This window comes from Streptomyces sp. NPDC001220 (assembly GCF_053597895.1).
The window spans coordinates 344,495-359,230 of record NZ_JBSFJE010000003.1; the positions used below are offsets into that span (position 1 = coordinate 344,495).

12 protein-coding genes, 1 pseudogene and 1 riboswitch are annotated in these 14,736 nt (G+C 72.2%); of the genes and pseudogenes, 6 read left to right on the top strand and 7 right to left on the bottom strand.

The window, feature by feature from the left end:
- Positions 1-160: 160 nt before the first annotated feature.
- From ACWDGI_RS09565 to ACWDGI_RS09590, 6 genes are all read right to left on the bottom strand, one after another.
- Positions 161-1,201: an LLM class flavin-dependent oxidoreductase gene (locus tag ACWDGI_RS09565; RefSeq protein WP_450757063.1), complete on the bottom strand. Its 1,041-nt coding sequence runs from the start codon at positions 1,199-1,201 to the stop codon at positions 161-163.
- 13 nt (positions 1,202-1,214) lie between these two features.
- Positions 1,215-2,915 (bottom strand): dipeptide ABC transporter ATP-binding protein, encoded by a 1,701-nt coding sequence (locus ACWDGI_RS09570; RefSeq protein WP_450757065.1) that lies wholly within the window; start codon positions 2,913-2,915, stop codon positions 1,215-1,217.
- A complete protein-coding gene (locus ACWDGI_RS09575) occupies positions 2,912-3,835 on the bottom strand; it encodes an ABC transporter permease (RefSeq protein ID WP_450757067.1) in 924 nt (307 codons plus the stop codon). The genes ACWDGI_RS09570 and ACWDGI_RS09575 overlap by 4 nt, the downstream gene beginning before the upstream one ends.
- Positions 3,832-4,791 (bottom strand): ABC transporter permease, encoded by a 960-nt coding sequence (locus ACWDGI_RS09580; RefSeq protein WP_450757069.1) that lies wholly within the window; start codon positions 4,789-4,791, stop codon positions 3,832-3,834. Before ACWDGI_RS09580 ends, ACWDGI_RS09575 begins: the two co-directional genes overlap by 4 nt.
- A 3-nt stretch (positions 4,792-4,794) precedes the next feature.
- Positions 4,795-6,414, bottom strand: a complete 1,620-nt coding sequence (locus ACWDGI_RS09585) for an ABC transporter substrate-binding protein (RefSeq protein ID WP_450757071.1) — start codon at positions 6,412-6,414, stop codon at positions 4,795-4,797.
- 250 nt (positions 6,415-6,664) lie between these two features.
- Positions 6,665-6,781: a putative leader peptide gene (locus ACWDGI_RS09590; protein ID WP_450757072.1), complete on the bottom strand. Its 117-nt coding sequence runs from the start codon at positions 6,779-6,781 to the stop codon at positions 6,665-6,667.
- A gap of 35 nt (positions 6,782-6,816) precedes the next feature.
- Positions 6,817-6,930, bottom strand: a riboswitch (SAM riboswitch).
- A 328-nt stretch (positions 6,931-7,258) separates the two neighbouring features.
- Between ACWDGI_RS09590 and ACWDGI_RS09595 the strand changes: the two are divergent.
- Positions 7,259-7,555 (top strand): annotated as a pseudogene (locus tag ACWDGI_RS09595) (MFS transporter); the annotation flags it as partial.
- A gap of 305 nt (positions 7,556-7,860) precedes the next feature.
- Here ACWDGI_RS09595 and ACWDGI_RS09600 read toward each other — a convergent pair.
- Complete coding sequence (locus ACWDGI_RS09600; RefSeq protein WP_450757074.1) at positions 7,861-8,646, bottom strand: winged helix-turn-helix domain-containing protein; 786 nt, start codon at positions 8,644-8,646, stop codon at positions 7,861-7,863.
- 203 nt (positions 8,647-8,849) lie between these two features.
- On the opposite strand from ACWDGI_RS09600, the gene ACWDGI_RS09605 reads away from it, so the two are divergent.
- The 5 genes from ACWDGI_RS09605 (at position 8,850) to ACWDGI_RS09625 (ending at position 14,736) form a co-directional block, all read left to right on the top strand.
- Entirely contained in the window at positions 8,850-8,930 is an 81-nt protein-coding gene (locus ACWDGI_RS09605) for a putative leader peptide (RefSeq protein WP_450757472.1), read from the top strand.
- Between the two features lie 198 nt (positions 8,931-9,128).
- Entirely contained in the window at positions 9,129-10,766 is a 1,638-nt protein-coding gene (locus tag ACWDGI_RS09610; protein WP_450757076.1) for an ABC transporter substrate-binding protein, read from the top strand.
- Between the two features lie 3 nt (positions 10,767-10,769).
- Positions 10,770-11,726: an ABC transporter permease gene (locus tag ACWDGI_RS09615; RefSeq protein ID WP_450757077.1), complete on the top strand. Its 957-nt coding sequence runs from the start codon at positions 10,770-10,772 to the stop codon at positions 11,724-11,726.
- Positions 11,723-12,580 (top strand): ABC transporter permease, encoded by an 858-nt coding sequence (locus ACWDGI_RS09620; RefSeq protein ID WP_450757078.1) that lies wholly within the window; start codon positions 11,723-11,725, stop codon positions 12,578-12,580. The genes ACWDGI_RS09615 and ACWDGI_RS09620 overlap by 4 nt, the downstream gene beginning before the upstream one ends.
- A complete protein-coding gene (locus tag ACWDGI_RS09625; protein ID WP_450757080.1) occupies positions 12,577-14,736 on the top strand; it encodes a dipeptide ABC transporter ATP-binding protein in 2,160 nt (719 codons plus the stop codon). Before ACWDGI_RS09620 ends, ACWDGI_RS09625 begins: the two co-directional genes overlap by 4 nt.

A 14,736-nucleotide genomic window follows, 5' to 3' on the forward strand; every position in this document is an offset into this window, starting at 1 on the left:
GCGGTGAGTCGACCGAGCCGCGCCCGTGTTCGTGCGGCTCAGGGCAGGCCGAAGCGGTGCCGTGGGCACGACCGGCCGACCGCCGCAGCCACCGCTCGTCTCTCGGCGAACGGCTCGCGCGTGTGCACCCCCAGCGCTACGGCCGGCTACGGGACGGCACTCAACGGGCCGGCTCCCGAACCTCCGACGCGACGGGTCGCCAGCCCAGTTCGGGTGCGACGAGGTGCCGTACGTCGTGCAGGATCTGCTCGTACTCCTCCCGGTGGAACTCGTACGGCAGCTCCAGACGCAGCTCGGACACCTCGGCGAGCACCGGGTCGGCGGTCAGCCGCTCCAGGATCTGCTCGGCGGTCCCCACCACGTCCGGGGCGAACAGGATCCGCTTCGGGCCCTGGGGGGCGAGGGTGCGCTCGTGGCGGCTCGCCGCGTAGGCCCGGTAGCGGGCGCGGGTGGTCGCGTCGGCGCTGTCGAGGGGCACGACCACCCGGCCCAGGGCCACCCGCGGCGCCCGGTCCGCGGGCAGGGAGCGCCGGTACTCGGCGAGCAGGTTCAGCTGGGCCGTGGTGAAGTCGTCGGTGTCCTCGCCGGTGACGATGTTGCCGGACAGCAGACCCAGGCCCTGCCCGCCGGCCCAGCGCACCGAGCGCAGGCTTCCGCCGCCGTACCAGATCCGGCGCGCCAGACCGGGGTTGTGCGGTTGCAGACGGGGCCGCTGGACGTTGCCCGGCGAGCGGATGACGGTGTCCGGGCCGCCGAGGTAGTCGCCGCGCAGGTTCTCCAGGACGCGGGCGATCCTGCCGTACGACAGGTCGAAGCCGCGCCAGTCGCCGTCGTACACGAGGTCGCCGAGCAGGTCGGCGTGGGGCATGCCGGTGCTGAAACCGATCTGGAGCCGGCCCCGGGACAGCACGTCGGCCAGTGCCAGGTCCTCGGCGAGCCGGAACGGGCTCTCGTAGCCGATCGGGATGACCGCGGTGCCGAGTTCGATCCGCTCGGTCCGCTGCCCGGCCGCCGCCAGGAACACGGCCGCCGAGCCGACGCCGTGTTCGAGGTGGCGCTGCCGGATCCAGGCGCCGTCGTAGCCGAGCCGCTCGCCGTACTCGAACAGCCTGAGGGTCTCCTCCAGGCCCGGGTACGGGTCGTCGTCCGCGAAGTTGCCGGGCGTCAGGAAGGCCAGTGAGGTGATGGTCGGAGTGCTCATGGGTCGCCGGTCCTCAGCTCGTGGTGGTCTCGGCGGCGGGGGAGGGGACACGCCCGCCCGGGATCGCCGCCAGCAGCTCGCGGGTGTACGCGTGCCGGGGCTCGGAGAACAGGTCCTCCGGCGGGCCCGTCTCGACGACCCGACCGGCCCGCATGACGGCGACCTGGTGCGCGATCTGCCGTACGACGGCCAGGTCGTGGGAGATGAACAGGTACGCCACGCCGGTGTCCGCCTGCAACTCGGCCAGCAGGTCCAGGACCTGGGCCTGCACGGACACGTCGAGCGCGGAGACGGGCTCGTCGCACACCACCAGGTCGGGGGAGAGGGCCAGGGCACGTGCGACGGCCACCCGCTGGCGCTGGCCGCCCGACAGCTCCGCCGGGCGGCGCTCCAGGGTCGCGGCGGGCAGCGCGACCCGGTCGAGGAGTTCGCGGGCGCGGTCGAGGCGGGTGGCGCGGTCGCCGACCTTGAACGCCCGCAGCGGCTCGGTGATCACCTCGCCGACGGAGAAGCGTGGGTCGAGCGAGGCGTACGGGTTCTGGTAGACCAGCTGGGCGCGCCGGCGCAGCTGTCTGACCTCGGCGCCCCCGGCGGTGGTGACGTCGGTGCCGTCGAACAGCACCTGCCCGGAGGTCGCCTCGGCCAGGCGCAGCACCAGCCGGGCCGTCGTGGACTTGCCCGAGCCCGACTCCCCGACCAGGGCGAGGGTCTGCCCGCGCCGCAGGGTGAGACTGACGTCGTCGACCGCGCGCAGGGTCCGGGCCTCGCCGTCGGCGCGCGGCAGCCTGAACTCCTTGACCAGGTTGCGTGTCTCGACCAGGGGGACCGCCGTGTCGGCCGGAACGGCGGATACCGGGGTACGGGGGCGGGCCGTGGTCAGGCTCGGGGCGGCGGCCAGCAGCCGCCGGGTGTACTCGTGCCGCGGGTCGGCGAGGACGGCCCGGGTCTCGCCCGCCTCGACCACCCTGCCCTGGGACATGACCACCAGGCGCTGGGCCCGGTCGGCGGCCACCCCCAGATCGTGGGTGACGAGCAGGATCGCGGTGCCCGACTCCTCGGTGAGGTGCTGGAGATGGTCGAGGATGACCCGCTGCACGGTGACGTCGAGCGCGCTGGTCGGCTCGTCGGCGATGATCAGCCGGGGCTTCGCGGCGATCGCGACGGCGATCAGGGCCCGCTGCCGCATGCCACCGGAGAGCTCGTGCGGGTACTGCCGGGCCCGGACGGCCGCGTCGGGCAGCCCGGCCCGGTCAAGGACGGCGACCGCCTCGGCCGCCGCCGCCCGGCGGGTCGCCAGACCGTGGATGCGCAGCACCTCGGCGACCTGGTCGCCGATCCGCTCGACCGGGTTGAGGGAGACCGTCGGATCCTGCGGGACCAGCCCGATCTGCGCGCCCCGCACGGTACGCAGCTCCGCCTCCGACAGCGTCGCCAGGTCGTGCCGGCCGAAGCGGACCGTGCCGGCGTCGATGGTGCCGTTCGCCGCCAGCAGCCGGGTGACGGCGTGCGCGGTGGTGCTCTTCCCGGAGCCGGACTCGCCGACCACGGCGGTCACCTGCCCGGGCCATACGTCGAGGTCCACGCCCCGTACGGCCGGGACCGTGCCGCCCCGGGTGCGGTACGACACGGACAGGCCGCGGATCTCCAGGAGTGGTGTGGTCACGGTCTCACCGTTCTCGCGTGCGTCATCGTTCTCGTGCGCGTCGTCGGTCATCGCTGCCGCGCCCATTCGCCGTCCAGTGCCCTGGCGATGCGGTTGGTGGCCAGCACGGTCGCGGCGATCGCCAGCCCGGGCAGTGCGGTCAGCCACCAGGCGTTGGCCAGGTAGTTGCGGCCGTCGGAGATCAACGTCCCCCACTCCGGGGCGGGCGGCGGCGCGCCGTAGCCGAGGAAGCTCAGCGCCGACACGGCCAGGATCGAGGAGCCGAAGTCCAGGGTGGCCAGGACGATCACCGGCCCCGCGGCGTTGGGCAGGACGTGCCGGCCGAGGACCGAGTACCAGCGGGTCCCGCAGGACCGGGACGCCTCGACGTACACCGCCTGCCGCACCCGCAGCACCTCGGCCCGCGCCACCCGGGCGAAGGAGGCGACGCTGGCGATGCCGACCGCGACCGCCACCTTGACCGTCCCGTACCCGAGCGCGGTGACCAGGGCCAGCGACAGGAACAGCGCGGGGATGGAGAGGAGGACGTCGACGAAGCGCATCAGCACGTCGTCCACCCAGCGGCCCACGAACCCGGCGACCACGCCGAGCAGCCCGCCGACGACGAACGCGACCAGGACCGCGATCAGCGTGGCCTTGAGGGAGAGCTGGGCGCCGTGCACCACGCGCGAGAAGACGTCGCGGCCCAGTTCGTCCGTGCCGAACCAGTGACTGCCGCCCGGGCCGCGGAAGTTCTGGGACGGCACCCCCTTCAAGGGGTCCTGCGAGGTGAACAGTTCCGGCCAGAAGGCGGCCAGCACCACCAGCACGAGGACGACGGCGGACACCAGCAGACCGGGGCGGCGCAGCAGGAACCGGAGCACCCGGCGGAGGTCGGCGGGCCGTCCGGGTTCCGCGGGAGGTCCCGTCTCGACCGGCCGGGCGAGGCCGAGGGCGGCCTCGGCCTGGTCGTCGACAAGGCTCTGACTCATGCGAAGCTCACCCTTCTGTCCGAGGCCACCACGATCCGCGGGTCCAGCAGCGGATAGACGAGGTCGACGAGCAGGTTCGTCGCCACGAAGATCAGTGCGCCGAACACCACCACCCCCTGGACCAGCGGGATGTCCTGGGTGGTGACCGCCGCCGCGGTCACCCGGCCCAGACCGTCCCGGGAGAACACCGTCTCGACCACCACCGAACCGGCGATCAGCTGTCCGACCAGCAGGCCGACGACCGTCAGCGCCGGCAGCGAGGCGTTGCGCAGCGCGTGCCGCAGATGCACCCGCCACCGGCCGGCGCCCTTGGCCCGCGCGGTCTCCACATAGGCCTGGTCCAGCGCGCTCAGCAGGCTCTTGGCCAGCACCTGGGCGACCTGCGCGCCGGTCGGGATCGCCAGGGTCAGGGCCGGCAGCACCAGGCCGCGCAGCCCGTCGTTGCCGAACGCCGGGAACCAGTGCAGCCGGAACGAGAACACCTCGACCAGCAGCAGACCCACCCAGAACGTCGGGACCGACACCCCCAGCGGGGGCAGCGACAGCAGCAGCTGCCGCAGCCACCGTTGCGAGGTGTACGTCGCCACCACCGCGAGGCCGCCGCCGAGCAGCACCGCAAGCAGCAGCGCGGCACCGGTCAGCTGGAGCGTCTGCGGCAGCGCGTCGGCCAGCGTGGAGGTCACCGGGCGGCCGGTGGAGACCGCGTCGCCGAAGTCCCCGCGCACCGCCCGGCCCAGATACTCCGCGTACTGCACCAGCACGGGCTTGTCGAAGCCGTACTCGTGCCGCAGCTTGGCGAGTTGGGCCGGGTCGACCTCCCCCGAGTCCACTCCCGCCCCGGCCATCGCGGAGACCGGGTCGCCGGGCAGGAAGTCCAGCACCAGGAAGGACACCGAGTAGGCCGCCCAGAGCACCCCGACCGCCTGCGCCAGCCGTTTGATCACGTAGCGCCGCATCCGCTAGCCGATCCAGGTGTCGTGCAGCTGGACGCGGCTGCCGGAGTCGAATGCGAGGTCGTGCACCTTGTTCGCGACGCCCAGCTGGGTCTGGAGCTCCACCACCGGCACGTTGTACGCGTTCCGCACGATCAACCGCTGTGCCTCGGTGACCAGTTGCCTGCGCTTCGCGGTGTCCGTGGTCGCGGCCTGCGCGGACAGCGCCGTGTTCAGCGAACTGGCGGGCAGGTGGTAGAAGTTGGCCAGCTGGGTGGAGAAGGAGCTGCGCAGGATGTCCGGGTCGGCGCGGGTCGTGTTCCCCCACACCACGTCGAAGTCACCCGACTGGAGCGTGGTGGCGAACTGGGTGACCGGGAGCTGCTTGAGCACCACGTCGATCCCGACGGCCTTGAGCTGCTGCTGGACCAGCTCCAGCGCGGGCTGGTTGGTGGCCGCGTTCGGGAACCAGCTGATGGTCAGGCTCAGCTTCTTGCCGCCCTTGGTGCGGATGCCGTCGCCGCCTGCCTTCCAACCGGCCTCGTCCAGCAGGGACTTGGCCTTGGCCGCGTCGAAGGCGAGGTCGGTGGAGAGGTCGGTGTAGTCGGGCGTGGTGTGCGCCAGGATGCTGGTCGCCGGCTGGGTGCCGGTCGGGAAGACGGTGTCGGCGATCTGCTTCCGGTCGACGGCGGCCAGGATCGCCTGGCGCACCTTCGTGTCCTTGAGCAGGGGCCGCGAGTTGTTGAGTCCCAGACCGAACACCACGCCGGGGTTGGCCCGGCTCTGGAGGGCGACCTGGCCGCCCTTGAGCGCCGCCTCGTTGGCCTTGCCGACGCTGCTGATCACGTCCACCTGCCCGGACTGCAGACTGCCGGCCCGCACTCCGGCCTCGGGCACGACCTTGAACACCAGCTTGTCCAGGTAGGCCTCGCCCTTCTTCGACCACAGCGAGGAACCCCAGTCGTACCCGGTCCGCCTGGCCAGGGTGACCGACTGGTTCTGCACGTACTGCTTCAGCACGAACGGCCCGGAGCCGACCACGCCGTCACTGCACTTCTGCTGCGGGGACTTCTTCACGCTCGCCGACGACTCGATACCCAGCGAGTGGGTCGAAGTCGCCTGCAGGAACTGGGCGTTGGGCTGCTTGAAGGACACCTTGACGGTGAGCGGGTCGACCACGGTGGTGCTTTCGACACCGCTCAGATAGCCCTCCGCGAGGGTGCCCAGGGCGCCGAGGTCCGGCACCGCGTCGAAGTTGTCCTTGACCACCTGGGCGGTCAGCTTCGAGCCGTCGCTGAAGGTGACCCCCGGCCGCAGATGGAACGTGAACGTCGTCGCGTCGCTGCTGATGTCCCAGCTCTTGGCGAGCCACGGCACGATCTTGCCGGTCTTCGGGTCCTGGTCGGTGAGGGAGTCCACGATCTGGCGCACCGAGTAGATGGTGTCGTTGCTTCCCACCTGCTGCGGATCCACGCAACCGGCGTCGGATCCCACCGCGAAGGTCAGGGTGCCGCCGGACTTCGCCCGGCCGCTTCCGCCGCCGGAGCCGTCGTCGCCCGAACCGCACGCGGTCAGCAGGACACTGGTGGTCAGGAGCGCGGCCAGGGGCGCCCATCGGGAGGGTCTGAAATCCGGAAGTGCAGTCACGGAGGGCTTTCTCCTACTCGTGTCACCCGGCACGGGGTGCCGGGCTTCGGGGCGCGAGGCACGGCCGTGCAGGGGCGTGCAGGGGCGTGCAGGGGCGTGCGGCCCCGGCCGGATCGGCGCCGGCCGGGGAAGCGCAGTGCAGACGGAGGACGAACGGAGGCAGGTGGACGACACCGGGGACCGGTGACGGGGAAAGGCGCCGCGAAGGGCCAGGCCGGTGACGAGGGTCAGCCGGCGGCAGGCGGGCCGGTCAGGCCCGACAGAGGCAGCTGGTCGAGCGCTTCAGATCGATGTGGCGCCGGCGCGAGAGCCGGGAGTACGCCGTGGCGTCGGCGGGGGAGGCAGCCGGGTCGTCGCCGTGTCGCATGCCGGTCCCTCCTCGTCTCCGGCCCCGGTCACGGGGCCACGCGCTTGCGGGAGTCGTCGCTGACCCCGCCGGGCTTTCACCTGGAGCACCCCACCGCGGGGGAGGGTTGCCGGTCAGCGAGCCAGGGCTTGACGCTGACACTCAATGCCGTTGGCGATCGTACGGATCGGTTTTGGCGTACGTCAATGCCGCATCCGGCGCCCTGTTCGAGAAGACGGGACCGTCTCACGTGCCGGGACGCGCGGTGGACGCACCTGGTGCCGTGTGCTTTGATCCGGCCATGGAGACCGCAGGTCAGGCACGCACGGTGCGGCTCGACCCGTTCTGGGTGGGCCGCCGCGCCGACCAGTTCGACCAGACCTGTCGCTGACCGCTCGCGCTCCCTTCACCCTTCTCCAGCCGCGAACACGCCGTCGCCGAGCGGCCGTTCCCGCCCCTGTGCGTCCCAACTCGTCGTGACTTGCCGGAGAGAGAGGCATGGCCGTCAACAGCAGCGCTCCGACAGGGGTGTTCGCCGCGCTACGGGTCCGTGACTACCGGATCTACTGGAGCACCGGCCTGGTGTCCAACATCGGCAGCGCCATGCAGGGGGTCGCGCTGGACTGGTTCGTCCTGACGCTCACCCACAGCGGAACCGCGCTCGGCTGGGTCGCCGGACTCCAGTTCGCCCCCGTACTGCTGTTCGGCCTGTGGGGCGGGGTCATCGCGGACCGGTACGACCGCCGGACCCTGCTGCTGTGGACCCAGACGCTGTACGCGGTCCAGGCCCTGCTCCTGACGGTCATCGTCTTCTCCGGGCATGGCGCGCTGTGGCTGCTGTACGTGCTGTCGTTCGGCCGCACCGCCCGGCCCCCGGTCGGCGTCGGCGACGGCATCGGCATCGGGATCAGGCTCGGCGTCGGCGTCGGCGTCGGCGTCGGCATCAGGCTCGGCGTCGGCACCGGCATCGGCGTCAGCGACGGCGCCGACCGGCCGCTCGCCGTCCCCCGATCACCGGCCGCCACACGAACCGTCCGTCGGAGAAACGCCCCCTGCCGTCCGCCGGAGAAGCGCCCCATGATCGCCCGTGACCCGGGCCGTCAGCCGCTCTCGGCCGGTGCCGGTGCCGGTGCCGGTGTCGCGCGCAGGCGGAAGCCGACGCCCCGTTCCGTCGTGAGCAGAGCCGCTGCACGGGGGCCCAGTTTGCGACGGATGCGGTGGATGTGCAGGTCGACGGAGCGGCTGCGGCTGCCCGCCCATTCGCCCAGCCCCGAGCGCAGGTCCTCCCGGGTGATGACCCGGCCGTTGCCGCGCAGCAGGGCGGTCAGCAGCCGGAACTCCAACGGGGTCAGGGCGACGGGAGCACCGTCCACCAGCATGCGCTGCCCGCCCGGGTCCAGACTGATCGGGGACGGGGCGGCGGCCACGTAGGACCCGGGCAGCGTGCCGCCGGGCACCACCGGCAGGCCCGCGGCGCGCCAGGCCTCGTAGCCGCCGGCGATGTCGGTGGCCCGCACCAGTCCGAGGTCGTGCAGCCCGGCGGCGGCCATGCTCGACATGTAACCCTGCGAGCACATGATGATCGCGCGCAGGGAGTGGTCGACGGCCTCCTCGATGCGCCAGGCGCTGCACGGGTCCAGCCGCCACTCCAGCACGTTCCGGTCCATGACGAGGGAACCGGGGATCTCGCCCTCGGCGCGTCGCACCAGGTCCGCGCGGACGTCCACCAGCAGGGCGCCGTCGCCCAGTTCACGGGCCGCGTCCGCCGGGGCCAGCCGCGTCAGGCGGGTACGGGCACGGACCAGTAACTCGTCGATCGAGGAGTGACCGGTGTCAGGTGTGCCGTCCGAGAGCCCCGCGGGCCGGATGTGCGCCGGTGACTGCATCGCGAGCAACTCCCGTGTCGTGCCTCGGAGACGGCCGGTGGTCGTCGGAACCGTGGCGGCGACAGCCGTCGGCGGGGCGCGCGAGCGCGCGGCGGGAGTCGGTCATGCCGGAAGTGTACGGGCGGAGTTTTGCGGCTGAGTTTCTCGATTCTGAAACAGATACCGCATTGTCTGCCGCCGAACTGCGCTGTTATCAATGAGGGGTGACCGCGAAAACGCTGCTGACCCGGAGGATCCACGTGGATCTGCTGCGCGTCGGCACGTGCGCCTGTCCGCAGCGCTGAGGCACCCGACCGCGCACCTCGCGCCGGCCTTCTGACGGCCCTCGGCTCCACGCGTCCGCGCCCTTCACCGCTCCGCGCCTTTCGTCGTCTCTCCGCACCTCACCTCTCGTCGTCTTTCACCTTTCTGTCCGCACCGCACACGCCCGCGTACAGCTCCCCCAGGTTGTCCCGTGCCGCCGGTCATTCCCTGGAGAACCCATGCCTGCATCCGACGCCGACCCGCTGCCCCAGCACTGGCGGGACGTCCTGCCCGCCGTCCGTACCCGCCGCGGCTTCCTCACCCTGGCCGGCGGCGGTGCCCTGGCCGCCCTGCTCGCGGCCTGCGCGCCGAGCGCCGAGGACGAGGCGTCGGCCGGGACGGCGGCCTCGCCCACCGGCCCGGCCAGGCGCGGCGGCACCCTGCGCGTGGGCGCCCCGCCGCCGCCCACCGCCCTCGACCCGGTCACGGCGTACGACGGCACCGCGATCGCTCTCTACCAGCTGGTGGCCGAATACCTGATCTGGCTCGACAAGGACTTCAAGCTGGTGCCGCGGCTGGCCACCAAGTGGAGCTCGGACGCGACCGGCCGCAAGTGGACCTTCACCCTGCGCGAGGGCGTCACCTTCTCCGACGGCACGAAGCTCGACGCCGCCACCGTGAAGGCGTCCTTCGACCGGCTGCTCGACCCGAAGAGCAAGTCGGCGGCCCTGTCCGCCTTCGACACCGTCCTGAAGTCCGGCGGCGTGACCACCCAGGGCGACTCGACCGTCGTCTTCACCCTCGAACGGCCCTTCTCCGACTTCCCGTACCTGGTCTCGGCCGGCAACTACAACGCGGTGATCCTGAAGCAGGACTACACCGGCGACTTCACCAGGCAGGGCATCGGCACGGGCCCCTTCACCCTCACGTCGTACGACGTGTCGACGGGTGCCGCCCTCGCCCGCAATCCGAAGTACTGGGACAGCCCGAAGCCCTACCTGGACGGCGTGGACGTGAAGTTCTACGCCGACGACCAGGCCGACCTGGTCGCCCTCCAGTCCGGTGACATCGACGCCCAGTTCCTCAGCCGGCCCGCCCTCGTCGAACCCCTCGGGAACAGCGGCGGTATCGCTGTCGACAAGGTCAGGGGCACAGGTGTCACCGTGCTCACCCTCCGCGTCGACCAGGCGCCCTTCGACCGGAAGGAGGTCCGCCAGGCCGTCGCCTACGCCCTCGACCGGCCCGCCGTGCGCCAGGCCGCCGGCAGCGGACTCGGCGACCTCGGCAACGACCACCTGTTCGCGCCGCTGTTCCCGGCCGCCCCCACCGACATCACGCAGCGCGCCAAGGACAAGGCCAAGGTCACCGAACTCCTCGAGGCGGCCGGCCTGAAGAGCCTGCGCTTCACCCTCACCTTCGACCCGCCCAGCAAGGACTACGCGGTCACCGTGCAGAGCCAGTTGAAGGAGGCCGGCATCACCGTCGACCTCGACCAGCGCTCCTCGAAGGAGTTCTACGGCGGCGACCAGGCCAAGGACACGCCCTGGCTGTTCACCACCGCCAACCTGGTCGGCTGGGCGGGCAGAGCCGTGCCGAGCCAGTTCATCATCCCCATGGTGAAGAGCAACGGCGTCTGGAACGGCTCCAAGTACGCCAACAAGGCCCTCGACGCTGCCGCCGAGGCCTACGACGCCGCCACCAGCGACGCCGAGCGACGCAAGCAGGCGGAGATCATCGCCGAGGCCCTGCACGAGGACGTGCCGATCGTCATCGCGTACTGGAGCGGCGCGGCGCGCGCCTACAACAGCGGCGGGTTCCGCGGCGTCCAGGCCCACCCCAGCCAGTACGTCGACTTCACCAGCGTCTCCCGGATCTGAACCATGACCCGGTTTCTGCTCCGCCGCCTCGCCGCCGTCCCGCTGACCCTGCTGGCGGTCTCCCTCCTGGTCTTCCTCGCCACCCAGGTACTGCCCGGCGACGTCGCCCGCACCGTCCTCGGCCGGGAGGCCACGGACAGTTCGGTGCACGCCCTCAACCACCAACTCGGCCTGGACCGGCCGCTCGTCGTGCAGTACGGGAGCTGGCTCAGGCACTTCGTCACCGGCGACTGGGGGACGTCGTACACGCTGCACGTGCCGGTGCGCGGACTGCTCCTGGAGCGGCTCGGACACTCGCTGTTCCTGGCGGCGTTCGCGTTCCTGCTGCTGGTGCCGGTCGCGCTCACCCTCGGCGTGATCGCGGGGCTGTACCACGGCCGGGTGCTGGACCGGGCGATCACCTCCGCGACCCTGGCGCTGGGCGCCACACCGGAGTTCGTGACCGGGGTCGTCCTGCTGGTGGTCTTCTCCGTGCAGTTGCGCTGGCTGCCCGCGTCCGCGCAGACCCGGCCCGGGGCCGACAGCCTGGGACAGACCCTGTGGCACCTGCTGTTGCCGGCCGTCTCGCTGGTGCTGGTGTGTACCGGCTATGTGGCCCGGCACGTGCGCGCCAGCACCGTCGCCGTCGTCGAGGGTCCCTACGTCCGCGCGGCCCGGCTGCGCGGGACCGGCCCGGCCCGGATCGTCCTGCGGCACGTGCTGCGCAACGCCACGGTACCGGCCACCAGCGCCCTCGGCGTCCAGCTCCAATACATGCTCGGCGGCATCGTCGTGGTCGAACTGCTCTTCAACTACCCGGGAGCCGGCGCCCTGTTGTTGCAGTCCGTGCAGGACAAGGACCTGCCGACGCTCCAGGCGAGTGCCCTGGTGCTGGGCGCCCTCTACATGCTGGTCGTGCTGCTCGCCGACCTCGTCCACCGGTTGCTGGATCCGCGGATACGGCTCGGGGGTGCGGCGTGAGCACCGTTTCGATCGCCCTGCGGCCGTTGGGACGACTGCGACGGCTGGGCCGCCAGCCCGTCGCCTCCGCCGTGGGAGCCGCCCTGATCGTGCTGTGGACGGCGGTCGCCCTGTTCTGGCCGCACCTGGTGCCCTACCCGCCCGACGTACAGCGGCCACAGGACCGCTTCCTGTCGCCGAGCGGTGAACACTGGCTGGGCACCGACCAGTTCGGCCGTGACGTGTTCTCGCGCACCCTCGCCGGGGCACGCCCCGTGCTGGCGGTGGCGCCGGCCGCGACCGCGCTGGCCGTCCTGGCCGGCACCGTGATCGGGCTGGTCACGGGTGGGGTGGGCGGCTGGCTGGACGACGTGGTGATGCGGATCGTCGACGCGGTCGTGGTCTTTCCGGCCGTCATCGCGGCGGTGCTGTTCGTCGCGTTCCTGGGCCGCTCGACGCCGGTGCTCGTGTTCGTCGTCGCGACCGCCCTCACCACGCTCGTCGCGCGCAGCGTACGGGCGGCGACCCTCGTGGAACGGGGGAAGCCGTACGTCGAGGCCGCCCGGCTCCGCGGTGAGCCCCTGTGGTCGCTGCTGGGCCGAGAGATCCTGCTCAACGTCCGCTCCACGGTGTACGTCGAGGCGACCTCACGGCTCGGCGACGCGGTGTTCGCCGCCGCGACCCTCTCCTTCCTCGGCCTCGGCCAGCCACCCGGCTCACCGGAGTGGGGCGCGGCCGTCGCCGACAACCGGGTGTGGCTGAACAACGCGCCGTGGACGGTCCTCGCACCCGCCCTGGCGATCGTCTCCCTGGTGGTCGGGGTCGCCCTGGTCGCGGACACCTCACGGCGGGCGGCGGGAGGTACGACCGCATGAGCACGGACGAACAGGACCTCGTCGCCCGTGAGTTGGGCACAGGCGACCAGGAGTTGGGCGCCGGAGGGTTGAGTACAGGCGACCAGGGGCTGGGCGGCAGGAGCTTAAGCAGAGGTGAACCAGGCCTCGACGCCGGGGTGTTGAGCACAGGCGAACAAGGGATCGGTGTCACGGGGGCGGGCGCAGGCGGACAGGGGCTCGTCGTGGACGGGTTGAGCGTCGCGTACGACTCCGCCCAGGTCCTGTACGACGTGTCGTTCACCGTCGCCCCCGGCGAGACCTTCGGCCTGGTCGGCGAGTCGGGGTGCGGCAAGTCGACCCTGGCGTACGCGCTGGCCCGCCACTTCGCGCCGGGCGGACGGGTGCTCGGCGGCGGCGTGCGGCTGGACGGCACCGACGTACTGGCCCTGGGCGGGCGGCGGTTGCGGGAGTGGCGGGCTTCCCGGCTCGCCTTCGTGCACCAGGACGCTGCGGGGTCCCTCGACCCGACGATGCGGATCGGCAGGCAACTCGCCGAAGTCCTGCGCGGCCGTGGTCTGTCACGCCGTGAGAGCCGCGAACGCGCCGTCGAACTGCTGCGCACGGTACGGCTGCCCGACCCGGAGCGGCTCGTGGACCGCTACCCGCACCAGCTGTCCGGCGGTCAGCAGCAGCGTGTCGTGATCGCCGCCGCCCTCGCCGTGCAGCCACGCCTGCTGATCCTCGACGAGCCGACGACCGGGCTCGACGCCTCCGTGGAGCACGAAGTACTGGGACTGCTCAAGGAGCTGCGGGGTCGGCTCAACGCCGCGGTGGTCTTCGTCAGCCACGACCTCGGTCTGATCGGCCGCATGTGCGATCGCGTGGGCGTGCTGTACGCGGGACGCCTCGTGGAGACCGGGCGGGTGGGCGAGGTCCTGGTCGCCCCCGCCCACCCCTACACCGCGGGCCTGCTGGCGGCCGTCCCGGTCCTCGGTGTCACGCGTCGGCAGCGCCCGCTGCGGCCCCTGCCCGGCCGGCTGCCGTTGCCGGGCGAGACCACCGCCGGCTGCACCTTCGCGCCACGCTGCGCGCTGGCCGAGGACGCCTGCCGGGCGACCGAACCCGTGCTGGACGTGGAAGCCGTGCCGGGCCGGGCGGTGCGCTGCCTGCACCCGGGGGAGGCCACCGTGGAAGTCGGTACGCAGGGGGGCGGTGAACGGCCGATCGACAAGCCTGCCGTCCTCGTCGAAGTGCGGGGTCTGGTACGGAAGTTCGGGCACACCACCGCGGTCGACCACGTCGATCTCACCATCCGCGAGGGCGAAGTCCTCGGCCTGGTGGGGGAGTCGGGCAGCGGCAAGACCACCCTCGCCCGTGCCGTCGCGGGTCTGGCGCCCGACGGTGCGGGAACCCTGCGGCTGCGCGGCGAACCACTGCCCGCACACCTTGCCCGCCGCGAAGCCCGCCTGCGTCCGCGTATCCAGATGGTCTTCCAGAACCCGGACGCCTCTCTCAACCCCAGCCACACCGTGCGCACGGTGCTGAGAAGAGCGCTCGCCACTCTCGGAGACGCCTCGGACGCGTCCCTCGACGCCCTCCTGGACCGGGCCCGCATCGACGCCGATCTCCTCGGCCGCCGCCCGGCCCAGCTGTCCGGCGGGCAGAAACAGCGCGTGTCGATCGCCCGCGGCTTCGCGGGCCGCCCCGACCTGGTGATCTGCGACGAACCGGTGTCCGCGCTGGACGTCAGCGTGCAGGCGGCGGTGCTGGAGGTGCTCGCCGACCAGCGGGACCGCACGGGGACGTCGTACCTGTTCATCTCGCACGATCTCGCGGTCGTCGGCCATCTCGCCGACCGGATCGCCGTCATGTACCGCGGCGTGATCGTCGAGCAGGGGCCCGCGGCCGATGTGCTGGGCGGTCCGTCGCATCCGTACACGGCCCTGCTGGTCGAGGCCGCGGCGCGTCCGGTGGTGACGAGCCTGCCGGAAACACCCGACAGCGCCCCGGCAGGGCCGAGTGGCTGCCGCTTCGCCGACCGTTGCACCCGCCGGATCGCCGGGCTGTGCGCGGACGTACCGCCGCCGGATCGCGACCTGGGCGCGGGTCACGTCGTGCGCTGCCACCTCGACCCCTCCGACCTGCCCGCCGGCATCCCTTACAGCGCGGCGCTCAGCGTGTCCGACCCCCTGTGA

What these genes read in the sequence shown, in the direction of transcription:
- ACWDGI_RS09590 (WP_450757072.1), bottom strand. Translation starts at nt 6,781, where the DNA reads ATGCGACACGGCGACGACCCGGCTGCCTCCCCCGCCGACGCCACGGCG.
- ACWDGI_RS09600 (WP_450757074.1), bottom strand. Translation starts at nt 8,646, where the DNA reads ATGCAGTCACCGGCGCACATCCGGCCCGCGGGGCTCTCGGACGGCACA.
- ACWDGI_RS09580 (WP_450757069.1), bottom strand. Translation starts at nt 4,791, where the DNA reads ATGCGGCGCTACGTGATCAAACGGCTGGCGCAGGCGGTCGGGGTGCTC.
- ACWDGI_RS09570 (WP_450757065.1), bottom strand. Translation starts at nt 2,915, where the DNA reads ATGACCGACGACGCGCACGAGAACGATGACGCACGCGAGAACGGTGAG.
- ACWDGI_RS09625 (WP_450757080.1), top strand. Translation starts at nt 12,577, where the DNA reads ATGAGCACGGACGAACAGGACCTCGTCGCCCGTGAGTTGGGCACAGGC.
- ACWDGI_RS09610 (WP_450757076.1), top strand. Translation starts at nt 9,129, where the DNA reads ATGCCTGCATCCGACGCCGACCCGCTGCCCCAGCACTGGCGGGACGTC.
- ACWDGI_RS09575 (WP_450757067.1), bottom strand. Translation starts at nt 3,835, where the DNA reads ATGAGTCAGAGCCTTGTCGACGACCAGGCCGAGGCCGCCCTCGGCCTC.
- ACWDGI_RS09615 (WP_450757077.1), top strand. Translation starts at nt 10,770, where the DNA reads ATGACCCGGTTTCTGCTCCGCCGCCTCGCCGCCGTCCCGCTGACCCTG.
- ACWDGI_RS09565 (WP_450757063.1), bottom strand. Translation starts at nt 1,201, where the DNA reads ATGAGCACTCCGACCATCACCTCACTGGCCTTCCTGACGCCCGGCAAC.